The sequence below is a fragment of the Calothrix anomala FACHB-343 genome, from assembly GCF_014696435.1.
GTDB classification, from domain to species: domain Bacteria; phylum Cyanobacteriota; class Cyanobacteriia; order Cyanobacteriales; family Nostocaceae; genus Aulosira; species Aulosira anomala_A.
Genome location: NZ_JACJQG010000017.1, coordinates 63,330 through 86,846 on the forward strand (window position 1 = coordinate 63,330; position 23,517 = coordinate 86,846).

Here is a 23,517-nt window from a genome sequence, read left to right on the forward strand (position 1 = left end):
AATGTTGACAAAGCACAAAAGACAAACTTCCTGGTATTGTTTACAACCTTGAGACTAAGTGACAGACTTTAATAACCGCTTTTGGTCTGGATTGCAGTCAAAGATGCAGGGCTAACCACAAACAGCCAAATTTAACCACAGAGCAGCTAAAAGTTGGTCACATAGTCCATTGAAGCTCAGTATGTTTAACAGGTTTTGGATAGAGGTTGACAGATGGATCGCATCAAGTGAAACTGATTATAATTGCTTATATCCCCTATTCCTGTATCATGCGGTTATACAGATTCACTGAACCTATTCATGAAATTAATCGTGATTAGGTAATAGCTGCATCTAAAAATATTTTGGATGTCTGGCAAAAATAATTCTGCTGTCAGGTGCAGGGAAAGAGTTAGTGATGAGTTAGGGCATTTCTAACCAATAATTCACAAACACTTTTTAAGTGTATGGGATAAGCGTCAATAAACGAAAAAAGAGGTCGCAACTATATTAAAAACTACTTGGTTATCAAGTGGCTATAAAGTGCGATCGCTAAATCTACCAATAACTCAAATGCTGAGAACTTGTTGTCTATGCATTAGCCAATCTCTCTGATTTGACATAAAACTCAATTTATGCATTTGTTAGGAAACATTAGCAAGAAGGTATCGGTAAGTTAGTAAACGAAAAAAACATTAAATTGACTCATTATTAACATTCTCCATCAGACTTATCCTCTAACTTAGAAGGTGAACAGGTGTGTTTTTGCGCCGCCTGCATGTCTTTGGTGAGTGTACTTAGCAAGGCATTATCAAGTGATGCCATTTTCCTAGAATGCCAGTTTTGTGCAGCAAAAATCCGGTAAACTACAGCTGGCTTGTGATAGGAAAAGTTTTTTTTTGAAAAACGGTTAAGTCAACATCGGAGTGGTAGAACGAATGAACAAACAAGGTGCTTTTGAAAGTGCTGCCAACACAGAATCAGGTAGCCGCGTCTTCGTTTACGAAGTGGTGGGTCTGCGTCAGAACGAAGAAACTGATCAAACGAATTATAAAATTCGTAGCAGTGGCAGTGTGTTCATCAGAGTGCCTTACAACCGCATGAATCAAGAAATGCGACGTATCACTCGCCTTGGCGGCAAAATTGTTAGTATTCAACCCGCAAGTGCTCTACAGCAATTCAACGGCACAAGCTCATTCGGGACTGCTAACATTGGGGGGAATGGTCAAGCCACACCTGTGAATGCACCAGCTGAAGAACAGCTCAAGAATAAGGATCAAAAAGGCAACACCATGACTCAAGCGAAAGGCAAAAAAGACGCCCATGCTGATGTTCCGGTAAACACTTATCGTCCCAATGCACCTTTTATTGGGAAGTGTATCTCCAATGAGCCTCTAGTTAAAGAAGGTGGCATTGGTATTGTTCAGCACATCAAATTTGACCTTTCTGGTAGTAATTTGAAGTATATAGAAGGTCAAAGTATTGGTATTATCCCACCAGGGGTAGACAAAAACGGCAAGCCTGAAAAACTCAGACTTTATTCCATCGCCTCAACTCGTCATGGTGATGATGTAGATGACAAAACAGTATCCCTGTGCGTGCGTCAATTAGAGTATAAACACCCAGAAACAGGCGAAACAGTTTACGGTGTATGCTCAACTCACCTGTGTTTCTTAGAACCAGGTGCAGATGTGAAAATTACCGGGCCCGTGGGTAAAGAAATGTTATTACCCAGCGACCCCGATGCCAAAGTCATTATGATGGCAACCGGTACAGGTATTGCGCCCATGCGTGCTTATCTGTGGCGGATGTTCAAGGATGCAGAAAGAGCTGCTAACCCAGATTACCAATTCAAAGGATTTGCCTGGTTAATCTTTGGTGTACCCACAACTCCTAACATCCTTTATAAGGAAGAGTTGGAAGAAATGCAGGCTAAGTATCCTGATAACTTCCGTCTCACCTACGCCATCAGCCGGGAACAACAGAATCCCCAAGGTGGCAGAATGTACATCCAAGACCGAGTTGCACAATACGCAGATGAATTGTGGCAATTGATTAAAGAAGAAAAAACCCACACCTACATCTGTGGTTTGCGCGGTATGGAAGATGGTATTGATGCTGCTTTAACTGCTGCGGCTGCGAAAGAAGGTGTCACCTGGAGTACTTACCAAAAAGAAATCAAAAAAGCTGGTCGTTGGCACGTAGAAACCTACTAAGTACTAACTACTGAGTTTTGAATTTTGAGTTTTGAATTTTGATTAATTATGTAGGCTGGGCATTGTCCAGCCTACAATTTTTTATTGGTTAGTGGTTGGAGATAGAGACGCGATGAATCGCGTCTGTACAAGAGTCATTTATCTCCCTGTCTGCATAGCGATTGGTTATTTTTGTAATTGGAAGTACCTAAGGCGATAGGCGTTGAATTTTCCAGGTTTGAGTATCTAAACGAGTATATAGCAAGCGATCGTGCAAGCGGCTGGGTCTTCCTTGCCAAAACTCAATTTCTGTGGGAATGACTCGCAAACCTCCCCAGTGAGAGGGGCGAGGAATCTCCTGATTTTCATACTGATGCTGCAATTGCTGCAAGTTTTGCTCTAAGACTTCTCGATTAGCGATCGCCTCACTTTGACGAGAAGCCCATGCACCCAGGCGACTGTTTTCAGGACGGCTGTAAAAATATTTATCAGACTCGGCTGCGGAAACTTGTTCTACATGGCCGATAATTCTGACTTGGCGTTCCAATTCCGCCCACCAAAAAACTAGTGCAGCTTGGGGATTTTCTGCTAGTTCTTGTCCTTTACGACTGTTATAGTTGGTGAAAAAAACAAAGCCCCGCTCATCAAAATCTTTCAGTAATACCATTCTGGCTGAGGGTTTACCGTCTGGGGTGGCGGTTGCTATAGTCATGGCATTGGGTTCAGGAAGTTGGGCAGCTAATGCCTGCTCGAACCATTGTTTAAATTGTATAAAAGGATTAGGGTCAACCTCAGTTTCAGTTAAATCTTCTAATGTGTAGTCTTTGCGAAGGTCGGCAATGGTAGGATGCATGGTCATTTACTTCCTTGCGATTCAGAGATGCGTATATATATCTTTATGCAAAACTCTCCTATGTGATGGATGCCAAAGCTAGCAGTTAAGGTAATTTTTTCCCGTAGTCGAGAAAAAAGATTGCATCTGTTACCAAATTCGGATAATTATTATTGTTTGAGAGTAATTGAGCAGCCTGATATTTAAGATTTGTCATCCCTAATTTCTCATCTAAAAATCTCCAATTAGTATGATGCGCCGTTCAGCCTCCCTGCAAAGTTTATTAATTTATGGTCTGAGCGGCCCGATTATCGCTCTTAATGTTTGGCTACTCTCTGTAGTATTTAATTATTTTCAGCATCCCATTACTATTTTAAGTGTGGCGGCAATTCTCGCCTTTTTACTCAATTATCCAGTTAAGTTTTTTCAACGGGCACGCATCACTCAAGCTCAAGCTGTGATTGTGGTTTTACTTGTCACTTTAACATTAGTGGTAGTTCTGGGTGTCACATTAGTGCCAATGCTAATTGACCAAACAATTCAACTTTTAAATAAGATTCCTGATTGGTTAACTAGTAGCCAAAGAAACTTAGAACAAGTGGAAGCTTTGGCAAGACAACGGCGTTTACCTTTAGATTTAAGCGTGGTAAGTACGCAAATTAATGCCAATATCCAAAATTTAGTGCAACAACTCGCTTCTGGTGCGGTAGGCGTGGCGGGTACGTTGTTGTCGGGATTGCTAAATTTGGTGTTGGTAGTAGTGCTGGCGTTTTATATGCTATTGTATGGCGATCGCGTTTGGTTGGGTTTAGTCAGTTTATTACCAGCGAATATCAGAAAGCCTTTAACTACATCCTTACGCTTAAATTTTCAGAATTTTTTCCTCAGTCAGTTATTGTTAGGGTTATTCATGGTAGTTACCCTGACTCCCATCTTTTTAGTCCTGAGAGTGCCATTTGCCCTATTATTTGCCATAGTCATCGGCATAGGCGAACTCATCCCCTTTGTAGGTGCAACTCTAGCTATTGGTTTAGTGACTATATTGGTACTGCTGCAAAATTGGTGGTTAGCAGTTCAAGTTGCTGTCACGGCCATTCTCTTACAACAGGTAAAAGATAATCTCTTAGCACCAAAATTACTCGGTGATTTTATTGGACTTAACCCCATCTGGATTTTTGTGGCTATTTTGATGGGATTTGAAATTGCTGGCTTGCTAGGAACATTGGTTGCTGTACCAATTGCCGGTACTATCAAAGGCACTTTTGATGCTCTGAAGACTGGTCAATCTGGCGAATTTGTCTCACCTTTTACTATTACTTATGAATCTGATTGTGATGAAGACCATAAAACTTGAACTAATCATCAAAAATTTTAGAGTTAAAAATTCTCCGTCAATAGTTCAAAGTCCCAAATTCAGATTCCCCTGTCGCATCACTTATGAGCATGGATTCTTAACTGTTAAGCGTTGACTCTTGAGAGGCTAAATATTTCTAAGTAAATAAATATACTGAAAATTTTCTGATGATAGGGTATTATAAATTACTAATTTCTGATAAATTTCCAGTATAAAAATATCATGTTATACTTTGGTCTGTATGACGATAATTATACACTTATGCACTCAGGGTAAAAATAATGAATATCTCGAATTATATACAAATAAAACTTGCACAATCTCAAATCAAGATTCACAATAGTAGTGAATCCTAAATCATTATTAAAAATTTGTAGTATTTAATACATAAAATTTAGTTATCCATGAAACAGGTGAGGTTTGTGCTAATTTTTAGCTCAACAGTCGGCAATGAAGCTTTGACAAATCAAACATTCTGATTTACTTCACAAGCCTAAATGTTTAATCGACCTAGTTTTAACTTAATCACAAAAAATCATTAATGGATGCTTCCGAGCTATTAGAAACAATTACACTCCTGATTCAGCAGGCTGAGAGAGGAGAAATTGATCCTTGGGATGTACAGGTAATTGAGGTGATTGACCGTTACTTAGAACTAATGGCACCGGAGTCTACAGTTAGGGGTTATGAAGCTGACTTATCCCAATCTGGCCAGGCTTTTTTATCAGCATCAATGCTGGTGTTATATAAGGCTAATACCTTAATGCAATTACAATCAGCAGCAGATGAGCAAGCAGCAAACTTAGATGAAGAACTGCTAGAAACTGATAATAATGTATTACATTTAACCCCTCGCCTGCCGTTAGAGCATCATTTACGGCGGCGTCCGGCGGCTATGCCACCACCGAAGCGGCGCGTGACTCTGCAAGAGTTAATCGAGCAATTGCAGATTATGGCAAACCAGCTCAAACTGGTACAGAAGACAAGCAAACCTGTACGTCCTCGACGTCAGCCTACCGTCCAAGCGATGCGAGCAGCGCTAGAGTTGGCTCACCAAGAAAACCTGACGGAAGTAGCTGGGGAACTGGAACAAGTTTTGCATGTTTCGGCAGCAAAGCTCGATTTAGAGCAAAATTGGTTGAATTTAGAGGAATTAGTGGATTTATGGACTCAGAGTAAACAGCCACAGGCAAACAGTTCTCACCACGGTTCGGCACATAGCCATTTAGTTAGTGTATTTTGGGCACTACTACTGCTATCAGCACAATCTAAGGTAGAACTGTGGCAAGAGGAGTTTTACAAAGAGGTGAAAATCCGCTTACTGATAAATTCAGCTAACACCTATCAACCTATGGAGCAATCTATGAACTGATTGACATACTCCCCAGCCTAAAGGAGTGGAGATTCTGGGTTCAAACAACAGTTGCAGGCATAGCCCGTCTTACACTATCTCGCCCGACAGACAATGCCCTGCCTGTTTCCACAATTCTATCAAAAAGCCATCCTTTAAAGACGGGGCTTTAGACCCAGGTTTTTGGTAACTGAAATCCATCGCTAGACATAAATTATCAAGTGTTGGTTCAGCGACTCTCAAAATCTGGGTAAATTGAAAAGATAAGCGATCGCTTATGATTTTGCTATTACCCCTGGTTGCTACAAGCAACAACTCGCTGAATTTGTGCGATCGGCGATGATGAGCAAAAATAGCATAAACACAGTCAGAAACCCCAGTCCTAAAGGACGGGGCTTGAAAAAGCCTACATCTGACCAGACTAAGTTCTTAACTGAACTACGTTAGAGGCAAGAGTTAAAGACCTACCAGGGGATGCGAAGCTAGTCCCCTGCTCTAGAACCAAACGATTAAACAGGCTTAACGGGGTTAAACCAGTGTCGTTTGGATAGTACCGACCTCTAACATTGTCGTTAGCGCAGCGTTAGCGAGGCACGAGCGTCAGCTAACATTACCCCTTTTGGGAGGCTCTTGAGAGCAAAACATTATGCTTACAGGGTTGTCAAATTTGAAACGGTAACTGTCCCGTTGAAAGTACAAAACAAAGGTACACCGAATGCAACAACCCCAAGGAGATAATGTAACGGCGAATAAATACGCAAACGCGCCTAAACCCTATAAATGGAATTTAGGGGTCTCAACGGCGCAAGGATTATGATGAATTATAACTTGTTGAAAGTAACCTGGCTTGTGGTTGAGGAATAATCTTTATGAAGGCGATGATTCTTGCGGCGGGTAAGGGTACTCGTGTACGTCCCATTACCTATACAATCCCCAAACCCATGATTCCTATCCTGCAAAAGCCAGTGATGGAATTTTTATTAGAACTATTACGCCAACATGGCTTCGACCAAATTATGGTCAACGTCAGCCATTTGGCAGCAGAAATCGAAAACTATTTCCGTGATGGTCAAAGGTTTGGCGTGCAGATAGCCTATTCTTTTGAAGGGCAAATCGTTGAGGGTGAACTGATGGGGGAAGCCGTTGGTTCTGCTGGCGGGATGCGCCGTATCCAAGACTTCTCGCCGTTTTTCGACGATACCTTTGTGGTATTGTGCGGTGATGCTTTGATTGACTTGGATTTGACAGCAGCTGTCAAGTGGCATAGAGAAAAAGGTTCTATTGCGACGATTATTTCTAAATCAGTTCCTTTGGAAGAAGTTTCTAGCTACGGTGTGGTGGTGACTGATGAAGAGGGACGAGTGAAGGCTTTCCAAGAAAAACCCTCTGTGGAAGAAGCCCTCAGCACCAACATTAACACAGGTATTTATATTTTTGAGCCTGAAGTATTTAAGTATATTCCCTCAGGAATGGAGTATGATATCGGTAGCGAATTATTCCCCAAATTAGTGGAAATTGGCGCGCCGTTCTACGCTATTCCTATGGACTTTGAATGGGTAGATATTGGTAAAGTACCAGACTACTGGCGGGCGATTCGCGGTGTCTTGCTAGGTGAAATTAAAAACGTGCAAATTCCCGGTCATGAAGTTGCGCCAGGAATTTACACTGGCTTAAACGTGGCTGTGAATTGGGACAAAGTTGATATCACAGGCCCGGTTTACATTGGGGGAATGACCAGAATTGAAGATGGCGCGAAAATTGTCGGCCCGGCGATGATTGGCCCTAATTGCTGGATTTGTAGCGGTGCAACTGTGGAAAACAGCGTCATCTTTGAATGGTCGCGTCTGGGGCCGGGAGTACGGTTGGTTGATAAGCTGGTGTTTGGACGTTACTGCGTCGATAAAACTGGCGCAACCATTGACGTACAAGCTGCGGCTTTAGACTGGTTAATTACCGATGCGCGTCAGTCTCCACCATCCCATACGCCGGTGGAACGACAAGCTATAGCGGAATTGTTGAATACATCTGCTAGTTAGTCAATAGTCAATAGTCAATAGTCAATAGTCAATAGTCCAAAGTCATTTGACTATTGACTTTGGACTTTTTGACTAGCTATTCAAATATGTGTATCTTCTGAGACTTTGTTCGTAGGTTTGTAGGAGTCGTTGAGATTCGGCGAGAGTGATGCGCTTTTCCTCTAGGGCTTTTTCGCAACGTTGGCGGATGTTTTCTACCATGTCTTCAGAGTCGTACTGTACGTAACTCACCACTTCACTCATGGTATCGCCTTTGACGACATGCTCAATTTGGTACCCTTTGGGGGTCAATTGAATGTGAACTGCGTTAGTGTCGCCAAATAGGTTGTGTAAGTTACCCATGATTTCTTGGTAAGCGCCACTGAGGAACATGCCTAAATAATAGGGTTCCCCTGGTTTAAAGGTGTGCAGTTCTAAAACAGATTTGACATCACGTAAATCAATAAAGCGGTCGATTTTGCCGTCACTGTCGCAGGTTAAGTCTGCTAAGATTCCCCGACGAAGTGGTTCTTCGTCTAAACGGTGTATGGGCATGATCGGGAATAGTTGGTCTATTGCCCAACAATCGGGTGCTGATTGAAACACAGATAAATTCGCATAGTAAATGGAAGCCATGATTTTTTCTAGGTCTTCCAGTTCGTCGGGTACGTATTCTTGCTGTCTGGTGATGTTAAGAATTTTATGACAACAAGCCCAGTAAAGGCGTTCGGCTTTAGCGCGTTCTCTGAGACGCAAAATGCCTAAGTTGAAGCGGCTGATGGCTTCTTCTTTGAATTGGGCGGCGTCGTGGTAAAACTCTTGATAATTTTCTTTGTTAATTGATTGGTAAGTTTCCCAGAGGTAATTAATGATGGGGGATTCACCTTCTTCGGGTGGTTCTGGGGGATCGAGGGGGACATCGCTAGTGCTGAGAATGTCAAAAATTAGCACGGATTGATGGGAAGCGATCGCTCTGCCGCTTTCACTAATCAGTGTTGGTACGGGAATTTGCCGTTCGCTACAGGTATCTTTTAACTCGGCTACGATGTCGTTAGCATAGTTTTGCATGTTGTAATTTTTCGAGGCGTAGAAGTTGGTTTGGGAACCGTCGTAATCTACACCCAAGCCACCGCCGACATCGAGGTATTTCATGTCAGCACCCAGCATTGCCAACTCAACGTAAATGCGGCTGGCTTCTTGGATGGCATCTTTAATTACATTAATGGCTGAGATTTGCGAGCCGATATGAAAATGCATTAACTGTAAGGAATCGAGCAAATCAGCTTCCCGTAACTTGTCAACTGCCTCAATTACCTCAGGCATAGTTAGACCAAATTTAGCGCGATCGCCGCTGGAAGTTCCCCAGCGTCCCATACCTTGGGTACTGAGTTTCGCCCGTACTCCCAAGATAGGTTTAATACCCAATTGGCGGTTAGCGGCAATGACTAAATCAACCTCTTCAATTTGCTCTAAGACAATAATTGGTGTTTGTCCGAGTCTTTGAGCCAACATTGCTGTTTCGATGTATTCTTGGTCTTTGTAGCCGTTGCAAATTAACAATGCGCCTGGGGTATCCAATATCGCCAAAGCAATCATTAATTCCGGCTTGGAACCAGCTTCTAAACCAAATTGATGGGGCTTGCCAAACCTGACTAAATCTTCAATTAAATGGCGTTGCTGGTTGCACTTGACGGGAAATACACCTCGGTAAACACCAGGATAGTTATAGCGAGCGATCGCTTTCGCAAAACAAGCATTTAATCGCTCAATCCGGTCTTCTAAAATGTCTGAAAAACGAATCAACATTGGCAGCCCTAAATTGCGCTGCTTCAAAGCGTTAACCAATTCAAACAAATCTAAAGAACCGCCGCGATCGCCTTTGGGAGAAACAGTGACATGACCAGCCGCATTGATGGAAAAATAAGGCTGTCCCCAACCTTCAATTCTATACAGGGCTTCGCTGTCTTCAATTTTCCAAGAGCGCGGCGAATCATCTGTACTAGTACTAGGGGCTAACAGCTTTTTCGGCTTCTGGTGTTTCACTTCTAGTTTGTGTCCATTAGACGGCAGCTTAACTATCTCTTCTGATGTAGCAGTTGACTCAAGACCCATTGATTCCTGACCTCTGTGTTTCACCCACGAATTTTCAATTTAACGCATTCATTTGCGATCGCATATGCACCCAGTGATAATTTCTGAGATAAACTCTGATTGGTCAAGGGTTATCTGTGACTCATCATTATTCATTAACTATTGAGAGTATCAACAAAAGGTTAAGGATAAAGGAGAGCAGACAGAGGACAATTGATCTGGAAAAATTTATTAAGTTTTCGGAGATAGCTTTGGAACGCACATTTTTGGCAATTAAACCCGATGGTGTACAGCGCGGACTGGTAAGCGAAATTATCGGTCGCTTTGAGAAAAAAGGTTTTACCCTGGTGGGTTTGAAGCTACTACAACCCAGTCGAGAATTAGCTGAACAACATTACGACGTTCACCGCGAAAGACCTTTCTTTGCCGGCTTAGTAGATTTTATTACCTCCGGCCCCGTTGTAGCGATGGTTTGGGAAGGTGAAGGTGTCATTGCTTCGGCAAGAAAATTGATTGGTGCTACCAACCCCCTCAACGCCGAACCCGGAACAATTCGCGGCGATTTGGGGATCAATATCGGGCGTAACATCATTCACGGTTCCGATGCTCCGGAAACAGCGCAAAAAGAAGTTGCTCTGTGGTTTAAGGATGAAGAATTAGTCAACTGGCAACCTACTGTAACTCCCTGGTTGCACGAGTAGTTAGGGGCAGGGGGCAGGGAGCAGGGAGCAGGGGGAAAGAAATGACAATTGTAGAGACGCGATTAATCGCGTCTCTGCCCAATGCCCAATGCCCAATGCCCAATGCCCCATTCCCTATTTCCTTACTTCACTTTTTTCTGTTAGTTCTTGGGGTGCTTCAATTTCTGTACGTTTGGAAAATCCCCAAGCTAAGATAAGACCGATCGCGGTAATCATTAACCATTCTGGTGGGACTAGGCTATCGTTCACTACTTTTAATAAGAGACGCAAACCGACAAAGGCGACTGTAATATAGCCTGCGTCTTCTAAGTTTGCAAATTCATCTAACCAGCGAATGAATAACTCGGCCATGAAGCGCAGGGTAATAATGCCTATAGTTGCGCCGGTGAGGACTAACCATCTTTCTTGGGAAACGGCGATCGCAGTTGTAACGCTATCTAAAGAAAATGCTAAATCTGTAAAGGCAATTACTGGTATTGCTTGCCACAAGGAATTAAACCGCGGCCCGTGATGGTGATTTTCTTCATCTGTTTCTTGGGATGTGAAATGTTGGAATACTAGCCACAGTAGGTAAGCCGCACCCAGTAGTTCAAATTGCCAGAAATCTTGTACCCAAGTAGCGGTGAGGATTAATGTAATCCGTAGCACATAGGCAACTACCAAACCAAAATTTAGGGCTTGACGCTCAAGCTTTTTATCTTCTAATCCTTGGGCGATCGCAGCGAGGGCGATCGCATTATCAGCAGATAGCACCGCTTCTAGAAAAACCAGGATTAGCAAAACTATGGGAGCTTCAACGCTAAAGTGAAAATGAAGATAATCAAAAATTTTGTCTAGCATTCCAAGTATCTCAAGCAGGGAAAATTAAAAATTAACAGCAAAGTGCGAATTTCATCTTCAAAAGCGCAACAATTTGCTACCTTATATTCAGCTTAACTTGGCTGTAGTCGATTCAAAAGACTCTAGCATTGACGCCATTACAGGTCAGGTAGGGTCTGTTGAGTGTAGCATGACACATTAGCAGTCTTAACATTTTCTTAAAAAAACTCCTCATAAATCAAGGAGAAAAATACCTAAATGTATCTCAAGTCTCTTGACAAATAGGCTTTGATGGGTTTTGAAAATTTTGGGTAATGAGAGCGATCGCTATTCTTTCTTTAGCGTTACAGATTGCTTTTAAAATGGGAAAATGAGCCGAAAATATGGTAATAGTCTATGAATATTTCCTTAACAACCGAGCTTGAGCAGTTCATTCAAAGTCAGGTTGCAACTGGTAAATACGCCTCATCTGAGGAAGTGATTCTTGCTGGTATCAGACTTTTAGAAGAACGAGAACGCATTTACAAAGGTCGGTTTGAGGAACTGCAAAGAGAAATTATGATTGGGATTGAAGCCTCTGAGCGTGGAGAGGTTGTTGATGGAGAAACAGTTTTTAGGCATATTAGCGAAAAGCTACAGCAGCGTCGTCAACAGGCAGGTGAATGAGTAATATTTGCAAGTTTACGGCTCCAGGGAGTCGAGATATTGAGAGTATTATTGACTTAATTGCTGATAACAGTAGTTTCGATGCAGCAGAGCGCTTTCTCAAAAAAATAAATGATAAGTGTAAAAATTTAGCAAATTTTCCCAGTATGGGGCGTAAAAGAGATGAACTTTTCCCTTCTCTGCGCAGTTTTCCTGTTGATGATTATTTGATATTTTATCGTCAGATTCCAGAAGGAATTGAAGTTGTGCGGGTAGTAAGTGGCTACCGTGATTTAGAGACGTTGTTTTCAGAATAGGCTGTTACATAAAGGCGATGTCTAACGACAAGCTGCTTTGCTGTTACGCTTTCTGCTTCGCGAGATTGGGCGATCGCAAAAAACGAAAAAGCGTAGTTACATAGCAGTTGATTGTCAGACATGGCAATTTTTGCGCCAGCAATATACTTTTTCACTTGCGGAAAACACCAAAATGAGTGCGTGATTTACCGAAATGAGTAAGTGATATGGCTTTTTACTTGCGGAAAACACTAAAATGAGTGCGCGATTTACCGAAATGAGTAAGCGATATGGCTTAATGAGTAGGTGAAATGGTATTTTACTTGCGGAAAACACAATAATGAGAAAGCGAAAAGGCTTAATGAGTAGGTGAAATGGCTTTTTGCTTACTTAAAATAGGAAAATGGGTACTTGATTGAGATAAATGAGAAAGCGATCGCCTTTTTTGTTTACACAAAATATAAAAATGACTACTGAATATGTGTAAATGATAAAGCTGGCGCTTTTTGACTAAGCAATCAGCCTTGTCTTTTACCTAAAACATCTATAGGCTGAAATAGCTCTTTATAACTCAATACGGTTCAGTTAAGGATTCCTATAGGTTGGGTTTCACTTCGTTCAACCCAACAAAGCGCCGAAAATGTTGGGTTTCGTCCCTCAACCCAACCTACACCAAATCAGTTTTTTGAGGCTAACTGAACCATATTGCTTTATAACTACTATGCTGGCTAGTTATTCTGCTTCACAAAATATTCTTTTGCTTTTGCCTCTGGATTAATGTCTAATTGAAGGTTCCATTCCTTAGCCTGTTTGAATTTGGCAACTGCTTTATCAAATTTACTGACGCTGGCTAACTTCTCACCTTGGGTAACTAAAGTTGGTGCTGCTGCCATTAGGTATAGATTTATTTCGGCATAGTTGTAATTCTGCTAAAGTCTCAGAATGATTAGTTAGATTATCTTGCAACCAATTGCACCCCAAAACCACAAGATTATCTAAATCCAAATCCCACAGAATTATCGTTTTGTCAGCACTAGCAGAAGCGATGGTTTTACCGTCGGGGGAGAAGCTGACGCTATTAACCCTATCACTATGACCTTTAAAGGTTTTGAGTTCTTTGCCTTCCAAATTCCAGAGTTTGATGGTGTTGTCACCACTGGAGGAAATAATAGTCTTGCGGTAGCTGATGCTATTAACCCTATCACTATGACCTTTGAAGGTTTTGAGTTCTTTGCCTTCCAAATTCCAGAGTTTGATGGTGTTGTCACCACTGGAGGAAACAATAGTTTTGCCGTCGGGAGAGAAGTTGACGCTATCAACCCCACGCCTATGACCTTTGAAGGTTTTGAGTTCTTTGCCTTCCAAATTCCAGAGTTTGATGGTGTTGTCACCACTAGCAGAAACAATAGTCTTGCCGTCGGGAGAAAAGCTGACGCTATAAACAGAAGTGCTATGCCCTTTGAAGGTTTTGAGTTCTTTGCCTTCCAAATTCCAGAGTTTGATGGTGTTGTCACCACTAGCAGAAACAATAGTCTTGCTGTCAGGAGAGAATTTTACGCTAGAAACCCAATCGCTATGCCCTCTAAAAGTTTTAAGTTCTTTGCCTACCAAATTCCAGAGAATAACCGTGTTGTCACGGCTGGCGGAAGCGATGGCCTTACCGTCTGGGGAGAAGCTGACGCTAAAAACTGAATCGCTATGCCCTTTGAATGTTTTGAGTTCTTTGCCTTCCAAATTCCAGAGTTTGATAGTCTTGTCACCACTAGCAGAAGCAATGGTTTTGCCATCGGGGGAGAAGCTGACGCTATAAACAGAAGCGCTATGCCCTTTGAATGTTTTGAGTTCTTTGCCTTCCAAACTCCAGAGTTTGATAGTCCCGTCACCACTAGCAGAAGCAATGGTTTTACCATCGGGGGAGAAGCTGACGCTATAAACATCAGCCCTATGACCTTTAAAGGTTTTGATTCCTATACCTCTTACCCCATATACTGCTTGCTGCAATGCCACTATAACTTGAGTTTTGGTATCTGGTGGTAGTAAAAATTTTGGTGTTTGTTGCAGTTTCCCTGCTGCTTTTAAACTTGCAATTAAAGCGTCTGTATCTTGTTCTGAAGCAAACAATGCTTCACTAGAGGTACTGAGAACGTTAATTTGGGAATTGATATTAGCAATAAATGATTGCAAGCCGAATATCCCTGTTAAAATTGTTAATGTTGTCAAGCCCAAACCTCCTATATAAGCTTCGCGCAATCGCCGTTTTAAAACTTGGTTGAGTTTCGCTTCTACTAATTTGTTCTGTTCGTTTAGACTTTTTAATAAGCTTTCAAATTCTGCCAGTAATTCAGCATCCCTTTGTTGGCGAATAAAAGCCACAAGATAATCATGAACTAGCTGATAGCGGTCAGCAGGCGATTGGGGAATTAAAAATACTACCCCTGATGTAACTAAAATCTCTAATACTAAATCTAATTTATCTGCTTCGGCTGCTAAAGCTGCCGCTAATTCAGCTTTAGTTTTTAAAGGGCGCGTATTGTTTTCATCTGTCAGCAAATACAAAACTAACTGGGCTGCACGTTCATTTTCTGCACCACAGTCTTTAACTATTGCATCTAAAAATCGCTCAACTAATTTATCTTTCGGGCCACTTTGCTGATATTTCTCCAATGTTATGATATTTTCTGCTTGCAATTGTGCCCCAACAACTTGCAACTCAATTGGGCGGACTTCCTGCAATTCCCCTGCTAAATCCCTAACTAATTCATCTATTAGTACTGGCTCTAAATAAAAAGACCTTTCTGTTAAATCTTGAATAACTACTTTAGCTGCTGAGGGTGTGAAATTACCAAAAGCATAGCGAAATTTTTTATTAAGAATATCCTGTTCCGTAACTCCCAGGTTCGTCAGGCGATCGCACTCTAATAAATAATGTAAATAATCTTCCCGCAGTGATAATATTACCTTCACATAAGGTAAATGAAAATCATCTAAACAAGAATGTAAAAAATCCCAAAACTTTTTGCGCTCAACAGGGTTAGGACAATTAAAGAAAAATTCTTCAAACTGGTCAAAAATTAAAACAGTCACCAAATTACGCTCAACATTTCCCCGCAATTCCTCAATAATCCCCCCCTGTCCCCCTTCTCTTACCCCCCTCCCTGCTTGCGGGGAGGGGCTGGGGGTGGGGTACAACAACCTCCCCAACTCTCCCACCCAATCCGTATAAACCTGCACCACCACAGGCAAAATATTCCGCCCATCAAATACAGTAATTTGATGCAATGCTGGTAATAATCCCGCCGTTAATAAAGAACTTTTACCAACGCCAGATTGTCCATGAATCACAATCAATTTTTGGTCATCGCGGCTAATGCGTTCAATTAATTTATCAACATCATATTTGCGCCCAGAAGCAACTATTTCTTGGGCTATAGTTCCGGCTTCAGACTCTATCCCTAAAACAGAGTTATTTAATTCATCTGCGCTCACTAAAGCCGGATGAATTACTTGTTTTTGAGACTGCAATCTACCCGCACCAATAAAAGCCCGTAAACCATATTGCTGTTCAATAGAACTTTGTTCTTGTTTGAGATGAAATGCTGCTAAATATTGATGTTGTTCAAAATATAATTTTCTTACTTCTTCTAATATGCGAATATATAATTTAGGATTATACTCAGGCTTACATTGACTTTTCGCAACTTCTAAATCATTGAGTGCTGCTTGCACTTGTCCCAGATGGCGTTTACTTTGAGCTAATAATAATAAATGCCAACTTCTATAATATTGACTCGCCCAATTATTCTCTAGTTGAGAAGCTTGGGCAATTTTATTAATAGCTATTTCTGCATATTCTTGGGCTTGTTTCCATTGGAATTTAGCCAGCGCTACCTCAGACAAAACAGCATAAGCATTAGCTAATCTAATCGGTTGGTAATATTTGCTGTGTAAGACAATAGCATCCTTAGCCAGTTTTTCTAGCCTATCCCACTCTCCCAATTGTTGCAGAACTTCCCCCAAGGAATTGATAAAATTAGCTGCTAAATCGGGACGATTGGCTTTTTGCAATCTTTTAATACATCGCTGATAATAATTGCGGGCGCAGCGACAAGCTTTGTCATATTCTGCACGATGTAAAACTGCATATCTACGCCACCACAACCCAAGATGAAAGAGTATACAGGCTTGCTTTTCTAAATTGCTTTGAATTAACTCTGCTGCTTCCTGGTTGTGAACTTCATCAATATATTGCTGCCACCAAAATGCTAAACTCTGTTTATAAAGTTGGCGCGATCGCTCCATCTCATTTTTGCCATAAGCATCACGCCCTAAAATAAAATGCTGGCTGGCGGCTATTTCTGGTTGTTCGCACCCACGCTTTTTTAATTCCTCTAATGCAGATTCAATTTCAAAGCGTTTCCCTGCTCCCATTTCTAAATGCAGCGCTGAATTATCGAGAAATTGATCCGCTCCGGCTGCTAAGATTTTTGTGAAAGCTTCCTCTGCTTCTTGGTGGAGAAAATTGAATAATTCTTCAGTAGCGATCGCTAATCGAATCGGTACAGCAGCATAAGTATAAAAATCAGGCGCTAATCTGATCAATTTTTGCAGCACTAAATCATTAATCCACAACACCAAGGGAAAAGGAAAGTCATGCAAAAAATCATTGCGCAACCGATTAATACAAACCAGAAAATCATCTAACTTATGTACTGACTCAATCCCAAATACCATGACAGCATTTGGTTGTGCCGTACCAACTTCTGCTGTCATCACAGAATAAAGATTATTAGCAGACTTTGGCAGATTAATTGCCAATATATCCAACTGAGAACGCTCTCGGACTTGAGCTAATATCTGTTCTTGAATCCCTGCATAATTGCAGCGCAATAAAATTAACGAAAATCGCCCTTGAGCATTGGCAATAGCTCGAATTAAAGTAGAGAGCGATCGCTCATTTTGAGCATTAATATCATCTGGGTTTGTCATTTGTCATTTGTCATTTGTCAGAGACGCGATTCATCGCGTCTGTACAATTGTCCTCCTTCCCTTGTCCCCATGCCCAATGCCCCATGCCCCATGCCCCATCAAAACTGCTTTGCTTCCGCTAATACCGGATTTATCCCAAACCAACGCCCTTGTCGATCCTGATATTCAAAAACAAACAAACTGCGCAGTAAAAGTTGATAGTCTCCTTCACCACTGACGCTTTGTTTTTGCACTACTAACCGCAGTACTTCCCATTCATCATCAGTAATCGCTAATACCAAACCTTCGCGGTATTCGCGGATAGCATTTTCTAAACATTCCCGCGATAAAGGTGGGTCTTCTACCTGAAGGCAGCTATAGAGAATGCCTAACAAGTTGCGCACGTGACCGCCACTAATGCGGCACAGTCTATCTAAAGTTTCTGGTGTATCAAATATTTCCGTAATTAAAGCTAACCTGTCATCAGGGTTTACTTCTGGAAAAGCTCTGGCTAACACCATCTGACGCAACAGTGCTAAACCTTCCTCATAGTCTCCCCCATCCCGTAGCTGTACGGGTACCATTGGTAAAATTTTAGGAGCCATCCCACCCCCCAAGCGATTTTTCAGCGCCTCAATTTCATTAGAGAACATCAACACCAAAGGAATCGTGTAAACCACATGACAATTGAGTTTGCGTAACTGTTCGCCCCGATCGACAAACAAATATTCTGGTTGCGATCGCTCGCTGGTTTTCGCCCGTGGATCTATCCGATCCAAGTTATCAATAATTACTACCAGCCCATTTTTACCCTTAGCTTTGAGTTCCTGCTTGGCACGTTCGAGAACTTCTTGATTAATCGACTCTAAAATATTATTGGTGCGCGGTTCCAAGTATTGCCTTAAGCGGCTGCGTAATTTGGGGCTATCTTTCGTTTTCGCCGTAATTTTAGCAATTTTCAACGGCAGAGAAATTTCTGCTTCAGCTTTTAACTCTATCGGCGTTTGCAAAAAATCGATAACTTCATTCAGCAGATTATTAAAATAACCAGGGCGAATTTTGATATTTACAGCTTCTAAACTTTCAGTTACCTGACGCGCGATCGCCAGCATAATATCTGTCACATCCACATCAGCCATATCTAAGTCTTGGGTAGACTCAAAATACACCACATGAAAGTTTTGCTGCTTTAACTCCGCTTCCAGTCGCCGCAATTCCGTAGACTTTCCGCAACCAATATGTCCGGTAAACAACTGACAAGTCGGCTTATTAGGTGCAAGGCGGGTAATCGTGCGCCCCAGTGCTTCAATCACCTTTCCACCCCGCACCGAGGCAAAATCAATATAATATTGCCGTTCCTCAGGATTTTCTAAGACTAAAGTTTTACTGGGGTTGCAACTGTCAAAAAATCTTTGTAAATCTAGTTTCATAAGGCAGATGGCAGAGGGCAGAGGGCAGAATGAGAGAGAGTTTTAAGTCTTTTTGTTACATAATTGGGTTATGAGGCTGACTTACTGAGTGTTTAAACTAGATTTTATGATTAATCTGAGTTTTAAGTAAAATTATCAGCTATTTTTTCAGAATTTATACAAAATTGGGCATTGGGCATGGGTAACACTAGGTCATTTCAATTTGAAACAAGATTCTCTCGCTTACCCGATGTAGCGCCCGCAGGCTGGAAGCCACTGGCTCTCATTACAAAGCCCACAAAGGTGGGCTAAAGAATTCAGTCCACGTAGGTGGACTTTGTACGATTAGCCGCACCCTTGAGGGTGACGGCGGGATTTCGGGATAAGCGATGTTTTGATTTAAATGAAATAAGGGACTTCCAAATAAAAAAATATACAACTATTTATTGTGGGGTGGGCGTCTCGCCCGCCCATAGTCAAAGGCGGGCAAGACTTCGGCGTGAGCGCTCAGTCGAACGCTGCCCACCCCACAAGATTGGATAATTTATTTCTTGGAAGTCCCTAAGTCCCTAAGAACCTAAACAAATCCGCAAAAACTTGGGTGTCACTACCTTTTAGGTGTCTACATTCAATTACCCATATTTCGTAGTGCGAGCATCTTGCTCGCTTTTGAATACCAGCGAGCAAGATGCTCGCACTACAAATTTTTTGGGTATTTAAAAAATTGGATGTCCCTTAAGAATAAGTGCGTAGGCGTAGCCCGCCTTCGGCATCGCCAAAAACAACAAAGCATAGCTACACAGCTGCTTATTGTTCAACATGGAAATTTTTGAGCCAGCAATATACTTTTTCACCTGCAGAAAATACCAAAATGAGTGCGCGATTTACCGAAATGGGTAAGTGATATGGCTTTTTACCTGCGGAAAACACTAAAACCTGTGCGCGATTTACCAAAATGAGAAAGCGTTAAGGCTTAATGAGTAGGTGAAATGGTATTTTGCTTGCGGAAAACACCAAAATGAGAAGGCGTTAAGGCTTAATGAGTAGGTGAAATGGCTTTTTGCTTACTTAAAACAGGAAAATGGGTACTTGATTGAGATAAATGAGAAAGCGATCGCCTTTTTTGTTTACTCAAAATATACAAATGACTACTGAATATATGTAAATGATAAAGCTGGCGCATTTTGCCCCGCAAAGAACCAAATTTCCTTGCTAATAGCCAAATTCATCTAAAAATGACTATATATCAGTTATTTCTCAGATACAAGCTTGGGCTTACCGGATGTAAACCCAACAAAAACTTGTAAATGTTGGGTTTCGCAAAGCCTCAACCCAACCTACATCTAGCTAATATGACCGTAAAATTAACAACTTTTTTTCAGAATTTATACATAAAAATAGCAAACTAGCGCAAATTACCCATGATGTAGATACTCCTATGCCCCATGCCCAATGCCCCATGCCCAACTTCTGATTTCTTAACGAAAAGCAAAACATTTCTGAGTAACTTGCAGTACAGAATAGTTTTCAGGCAGTAATTTAATACAAATCATGTCTCAACCCACCATAGAATCAATCCTACAAGAAACACGTTTATTTCCCCCATCTGCGGAATTCTCGCAAAACGCGCAGATTAAAAGCCTGGAAGATTACCAACGCCTTTACGATAAAGCTAAAGCAGATCCGCAAGCGTTTTGGGCAGAATTAGCGGAAACTGAGTTGCACTGGTTCCAAAAATGGGACAAGGTGCTAGATTGGCAACCACCTTTTGCTAAATGGTTTGTCGGCGGTAAAATTAACATTTCTTACAACTGCTTAGATAGACACCTCAACACCTGGCGCAAAAATAAAGCCGCGCTAATTTGGGAAGGTGAACCGGGAGATTCTCGCACGTTGACTTACGCGCAATTACATCGGGAAGTTTGTCAGTTCGCCAATGCTTTAAAACAACTGGGAATTCAAAAAGGCGATCGCGTCGGTATTTATATGCCGATGATACCCGAAGCCGCGATCGCTATGTTAGCCTGTGCTAGAATTGGTGCGCCTCACAGTGTCGTATTTGGTGGTTTCAGTGCAGAAGCTTTGCGCGATCGCTTAGTTGATGCGGAAGCCAAGCTAGTAATTACAGCTGATGGTGGTTGGCGTAAAGATGCGATCGTTCCCCTTAAAGAACAGGTAGACAAAGCTTTAGCAAATAACGCTGTCCCCAACGTCAAAAACGTCCTAGTAGTACAGCGTACCAAGCAAGAAACACACATGGAAGCTGGGCGTGACCATTGGTGGCACGATTTACAAAAAGGTATATCTGCTGATTGTCCCGCCGAACCAATGGACAGCGAAGATTTACTATTTATTCTCTACACTTCTGGCAGCACAGGCAAACCGAAGGGAGTGGTGCATACAACGGCTGGGTATAACTTATATACTCACATGACCACAAAATGGATCTTCGATTTACAAGACACAGATGTATATTGGTGTACTGCCGATGTCGGTTGGATTACGGGACATAGCTACATAGTTTACGGCCCTCTTTCCAACGGTGCTACAACCCTAATGTACGAAGGTGCGCCCCGTGCATCTAATCCCGGCTGTTTCTGGGATGTAATTGAAAAATATGGCGTCAATATTTTTTATACTGCACCTACAGCAATTCGGGCATTTATTAAAATGGGCGATCAACATCCCAACACCCGCAACTTATCATCCTTGCGTTTATTGGGAACCGTAGGCGAACCGATTAACCCAGAAGCTTGGATGTGGTATCATAAAGTTATTGGTGGAGAACGCTGCCCAATTGTCGATACATGGTGGCAAACAGAAACAGGCGGGATTATGATTACACCCCTACCAGGCGCAATTTCCACAAAACCCGGTTCAGCCACACTTCCCTTCCCTGGAATTCTTGCAGACATCGTAGATTTAGATGGTAATTCTGTCGCCGACAACCAAGGCGGTTACTTAGCAATACGCCATCCTTGGCCGGGAATGATGCGTACAGTCTACGGCGATCCAGAACGCTTCCGCCGTACCTACTGGGAACACATACCCCCGAAAGATGGTAACTATACATATTTTGCTGGTGATGGAGCCAGAAAAGATGAAGACGGTTACTTCTGGGTAATGGGAAGAGTAGACGACGTACTCAACGTATCCGGACACCGCCTGGGGACAATGGAAGTAGAATCAGCCTTAGTATCTCACCCCGCCGTTGCCGAAGCAGCAGTAGTAGGTAAACCTGACGAACTTAAAGGAGAGGAAGTTGTAGCTTTCGTCACCTTAGAAGGTACTTATCAAGCCAGTGAAGATTTAAGCAAAGAACTCAAGCGCCACGTTGTCCAAGAAATTGGGGCGATCGCCCGTCCCGGTGAAATCCGCTTTACAGACGCCTTACCCAAAACGCGATCGGGTAAAATCATGCGCCGCTTACTCCGAAACCTCGCCGCCGGTCAAGAAGTATCCGGCGACACCTCAACCCTAGAAGATCGCAGCGTCCTAGATAAATTACGCGAAGGAGCATAATTTAATAGTCAATAGTCAATAGTCAATCAATTTTAGATTTTGGATTTACGATTTTGGATTAACCTCTCCATTAATGGAGAGGCTTAAATATTGAATTTTTTGGTTTTTCTCCGTAAACGGAGAGGCTTGAAACCATTTTTTGGATTCTAGATTTAGATTTAATCCAAAATCCAAAATCTAAAATCCAAAATTGTCTCGGTCAATAGTCAACAGTCAACCGTCAACCATCAACTGACAATTGTACAGACGCGATTAATCGCGTCTGTACTACTGACCGTGGAACATTTAATACGCGATCCCCAGTCAATTTTAATTGAGGTGCGTTTGTGATGAGCTAACGCACCTCAATTTATTATGAGAATTAGAACACTGTTGAGGAATTGAGGGCAATGAAGCTGAACAACCAATCTAAATCAGTATTTGTTCAACCTCTTAGTTACATAACACTGAGCATCATAACTGCAATTTCTATTTCACCATCAGTATTTGCTGTAACTGCACAAGATTCTTTACATAATCCGAAATTCGCGGCTGACAAATTAACCACACAGCCAAAGTTTAATAGCCAAGAGTTAAAAATAGCACAGGTTCAGGAAGACACCATTGTTCGCGAGCGATCGCAATTTATTCAGCAAGCTAATAATTTATTGAGTCAAGGCGATTTTACAGGTGCAGAGGAAAGCTTGCGTAAATTCCTCAAAAGATTTCCCGATGACGCCTTTGGATATTATCAACTAGGAAATGTCCTATTTCGCCAAAATAGATCTGATGAAGCTATAACTGCATATCAAGAAGCCATTCGTCTCAAACCAAAATATGCCTTAGCCTACAATGGAATCGGGATTGTTCACGCCAGTCAAGCTCACTGGGATGATGCTATTAGTCAATATCGCAAAGCTTTAGAAATCAATCCAACTTATGGAGATGGTCTGACTAATTTAGCACTAGCACTTTGGCAAATAAATAAAAAAGATGAGGCTATTGCTTCTTTGACAAAAGCTTTAGATATCTTCAAATCGCAAAATAGAACCGAAAAAGCTTATCAAGTAGAACAAATTTTGCAAAAAATCAAAGATTCCGATAATCCAGGTTTATCTTGATATCAAATTTGTAATTCTTCATTTGAATGCCAGGAAAAATAAAATACATTTTTGTAGGGGTTTAGCATTGCTAAACCCCTAATTTCATCCAACTATAATTCATGATTTAAGCTAAACCACATCTATTTTGCATAATCTGAAATTGTAGATTTCTTGTGGGCGGGCGAGACGCCCACCCAATATATGCAAGTTAAATGTGGAATAACCTTATACCCATTTAATATGAAGTTGCATATATCTAGA

General features: G+C 41.8%; 16 protein-coding genes. 9 read left to right on the forward strand and 7 right to left on the reverse strand.

What is annotated here, in order from left to right; genetic code table 11:
* The first annotated feature begins 917 nt into the window (after window positions 1-917).
* Window positions 918-2,195, forward strand: a complete 1,278-nt coding sequence (gene cpcD/petH, locus H6G08_RS12035) for a bifunctional rod-capping linker CpcD/ferredoxin--NADP reductase PetH (protein ID WP_190542286.1) — start codon at window positions 918-920, stop codon at window positions 2,193-2,195.
* A gap of 187 nt (window positions 2,196-2,382) precedes the next feature.
* Here cpcD/petH and pdxH read toward each other — a convergent pair whose 3' ends face one another.
* Window positions 2,383-3,027 carry a pyridoxamine 5'-phosphate oxidase gene (pdxH, locus tag H6G08_RS12040; protein ID WP_190542289.1) on the reverse strand — a complete coding sequence of 215 codons (645 nt, stop codon included), beginning with the start codon at window positions 3,025-3,027 and terminating at the stop codon, window positions 2,383-2,385.
* 232 nt (window positions 3,028-3,259) lie between these two features.
* Here pdxH and H6G08_RS12045 point away from each other — a divergent pair, with 232 nt between their 5' ends.
* The 3 genes from H6G08_RS12045 to H6G08_RS12055 all read left to right on the forward strand — a co-directional run bounded on the left by H6G08_RS12045 (window position 3,260) and on the right by H6G08_RS12055 (window position 7,747).
* A complete protein-coding gene (locus tag H6G08_RS12045) occupies window positions 3,260-4,360 on the forward strand; it encodes an AI-2E family transporter (RefSeq protein WP_190542467.1) in 1,101 nt (366 codons plus the stop codon).
* A gap of 541 nt (window positions 4,361-4,901) precedes the next feature.
* The gene (locus tag H6G08_RS12050) at window positions 4,902-5,732 is read left to right on the forward strand and encodes a segregation/condensation protein A (RefSeq protein WP_190542292.1); all 831 of its coding nucleotides are present in this window, start codon (window positions 4,902-4,904) and stop codon (window positions 5,730-5,732) included.
* 848 nt (window positions 5,733-6,580) lie between these two features.
* Window positions 6,581-7,747, forward strand: a complete 1,167-nt coding sequence (locus H6G08_RS12055) for a nucleotidyltransferase family protein (RefSeq protein ID WP_190542295.1) — start codon at window positions 6,581-6,583, stop codon at window positions 7,745-7,747.
* Between the two features lie 72 nt (window positions 7,748-7,819).
* Here H6G08_RS12055 and speA read toward each other — a convergent pair whose 3' ends face one another.
* Complete coding sequence (gene speA / locus H6G08_RS12060; RefSeq protein WP_190542298.1) at window positions 7,820-9,838, reverse strand: biosynthetic arginine decarboxylase; 2,019 nt, start codon at window positions 9,836-9,838, stop codon at window positions 7,820-7,822.
* Between the two features lie 230 nt (window positions 9,839-10,068).
* On the opposite strand from speA, the gene ndk reads away from it, so the two are divergent.
* Window positions 10,069-10,518: a nucleoside-diphosphate kinase gene (ndk, locus tag H6G08_RS12065; protein ID WP_190542300.1), complete on the forward strand. Its 450-nt coding sequence runs from the start codon at window positions 10,069-10,071 to the stop codon at window positions 10,516-10,518.
* A 114-nt stretch (window positions 10,519-10,632) separates the two neighbouring features.
* Here ndk and H6G08_RS12070 read toward each other — a convergent pair whose 3' ends face one another.
* Window positions 10,633-11,358, reverse strand: a complete 726-nt coding sequence (locus H6G08_RS12070; protein WP_190542304.1) for a MeeY/MeeF family manganese export membrane protein — start codon at window positions 11,356-11,358, stop codon at window positions 10,633-10,635.
* A gap of 375 nt (window positions 11,359-11,733) precedes the next feature.
* On the opposite strand from H6G08_RS12070, the gene H6G08_RS12075 reads away from it, so the two are divergent.
* Together H6G08_RS12075 and H6G08_RS12080 are read left to right on the forward strand one after the other, a co-directional pair.
* A complete protein-coding gene (locus H6G08_RS12075; protein ID WP_190542305.1) occupies window positions 11,734-12,003 on the forward strand; it encodes a type II toxin-antitoxin system ParD family antitoxin in 270 nt (89 codons plus the stop codon).
* A complete protein-coding gene (locus H6G08_RS12080) occupies window positions 12,000-12,299 on the forward strand; it encodes a type II toxin-antitoxin system RelE/ParE family toxin (RefSeq protein ID WP_190542308.1) in 300 nt (99 codons plus the stop codon). The genes H6G08_RS12075 and H6G08_RS12080 overlap by 4 nt, the downstream gene beginning before the upstream one ends.
* Here the strand turns inward: H6G08_RS12080 and H6G08_RS12085 are convergent.
* From H6G08_RS12085 to H6G08_RS12100, 4 genes are all read right to left on the reverse strand, one after another.
* Window positions 12,266-12,454, reverse strand: a complete 189-nt coding sequence (locus tag H6G08_RS12085; protein ID WP_190542311.1) for a hypothetical protein — start codon at window positions 12,452-12,454, stop codon at window positions 12,266-12,268. The two genes, H6G08_RS12080 and H6G08_RS12085, sit on opposite strands and share 34 nt — an antisense overlap.
* 552 nt (window positions 12,455-13,006) lie before the next feature.
* Window positions 13,007-13,171, reverse strand: coding sequence for a hypothetical protein (locus H6G08_RS12090; protein ID WP_190542314.1), 165 nt, complete (start codon window positions 13,169-13,171; stop codon window positions 13,007-13,009).
* Window positions 13,137-17,264, reverse strand: coding sequence for an nSTAND1 domain-containing NTPase (locus H6G08_RS12095; RefSeq protein ID WP_190542317.1), 4,128 nt, complete (start codon window positions 17,262-17,264; stop codon window positions 13,137-13,139). Before H6G08_RS12095 ends, H6G08_RS12090 begins: the two co-directional genes overlap by 35 nt.
* 98 nt (window positions 17,265-17,362) lie before the next feature.
* Window positions 17,363-18,673 carry an AAA family ATPase gene (locus H6G08_RS12100; protein WP_190542320.1) on the reverse strand — a complete coding sequence of 437 codons (1,311 nt, stop codon included), beginning with the start codon at window positions 18,671-18,673 and terminating at the stop codon, window positions 17,363-17,365.
* 1,530 nt (window positions 18,674-20,203) lie between these two features.
* Between H6G08_RS12100 and acs the strand changes: the two genes are divergently transcribed.
* Window positions 20,204-22,174 (forward strand): acetate--CoA ligase, encoded by a 1,971-nt coding sequence (acs, locus tag H6G08_RS12105; RefSeq protein WP_190542323.1) that lies wholly within the window; start codon window positions 20,204-20,206, stop codon window positions 22,172-22,174.
* Between the two features lie 389 nt (window positions 22,175-22,563).
* Window positions 22,564-23,274, forward strand: a complete 711-nt coding sequence (locus H6G08_RS12110; protein WP_190542326.1) for a tetratricopeptide repeat protein — start codon at window positions 22,564-22,566, stop codon at window positions 23,272-23,274.
* The last annotated feature ends 243 nt before the right edge of the window (window positions 23,275-23,517 follow it).

What these genes read in the sequence shown, in the direction of transcription:
- cpcD/petH (WP_190542286.1), top strand. Translation starts at nt 918, where the DNA reads ATGAACAAACAAGGTGCTTTTGAAAGTGCTGCCAACACAGAATCAGGT.
- pdxH (WP_190542289.1), bottom strand. Translation starts at nt 3,027, where the DNA reads ATGCATCCTACCATTGCCGACCTTCGCAAAGACTACACATTAGAAGAT.
- H6G08_RS12045 (WP_190542467.1), top strand. Translation starts at nt 3,260, where the DNA reads ATGCGCCGTTCAGCCTCCCTGCAAAGTTTATTAATTTATGGTCTGAGC.
- H6G08_RS12050 (WP_190542292.1), top strand. Translation starts at nt 4,902, where the DNA reads ATGGATGCTTCCGAGCTATTAGAAACAATTACACTCCTGATTCAGCAG.
- H6G08_RS12055 (WP_190542295.1), top strand. Translation starts at nt 6,581, where the DNA reads ATGAAGGCGATGATTCTTGCGGCGGGTAAGGGTACTCGTGTACGTCCC.
- speA (WP_190542298.1), bottom strand. Translation starts at nt 9,838, where the DNA reads ATGGGTCTTGAGTCAACTGCTACATCAGAAGAGATAGTTAAGCTGCCG.
- H6G08_RS12070 (WP_190542304.1), bottom strand. Translation starts at nt 11,358, where the DNA reads ATGCTAGACAAAATTTTTGATTATCTTCATTTTCACTTTAGCGTTGAA.
- H6G08_RS12075 (WP_190542305.1), top strand. Translation starts at nt 11,734, where the DNA reads ATGAATATTTCCTTAACAACCGAGCTTGAGCAGTTCATTCAAAGTCAG.
- H6G08_RS12080 (WP_190542308.1), top strand. Translation starts at nt 12,000, where the DNA reads ATGAGTAATATTTGCAAGTTTACGGCTCCAGGGAGTCGAGATATTGAG.
- H6G08_RS12090 (WP_190542314.1), bottom strand. Translation starts at nt 13,171, where the DNA reads ATGGCAGCAGCACCAACTTTAGTTACCCAAGGTGAGAAGTTAGCCAGC.
- H6G08_RS12095 (WP_190542317.1), bottom strand. Translation starts at nt 17,264, where the DNA reads ATGACAAACCCAGATGATATTAATGCTCAAAATGAGCGATCGCTCTCT.
- H6G08_RS12100 (WP_190542320.1), bottom strand. Translation starts at nt 18,673, where the DNA reads ATGAAACTAGATTTACAAAGATTTTTTGACAGTTGCAACCCCAGTAAA.
- acs (WP_190542323.1), top strand. Translation starts at nt 20,204, where the DNA reads ATGTCTCAACCCACCATAGAATCAATCCTACAAGAAACACGTTTATTT.
- H6G08_RS12110 (WP_190542326.1), top strand. Translation starts at nt 22,564, where the DNA reads ATGAAGCTGAACAACCAATCTAAATCAGTATTTGTTCAACCTCTTAGT.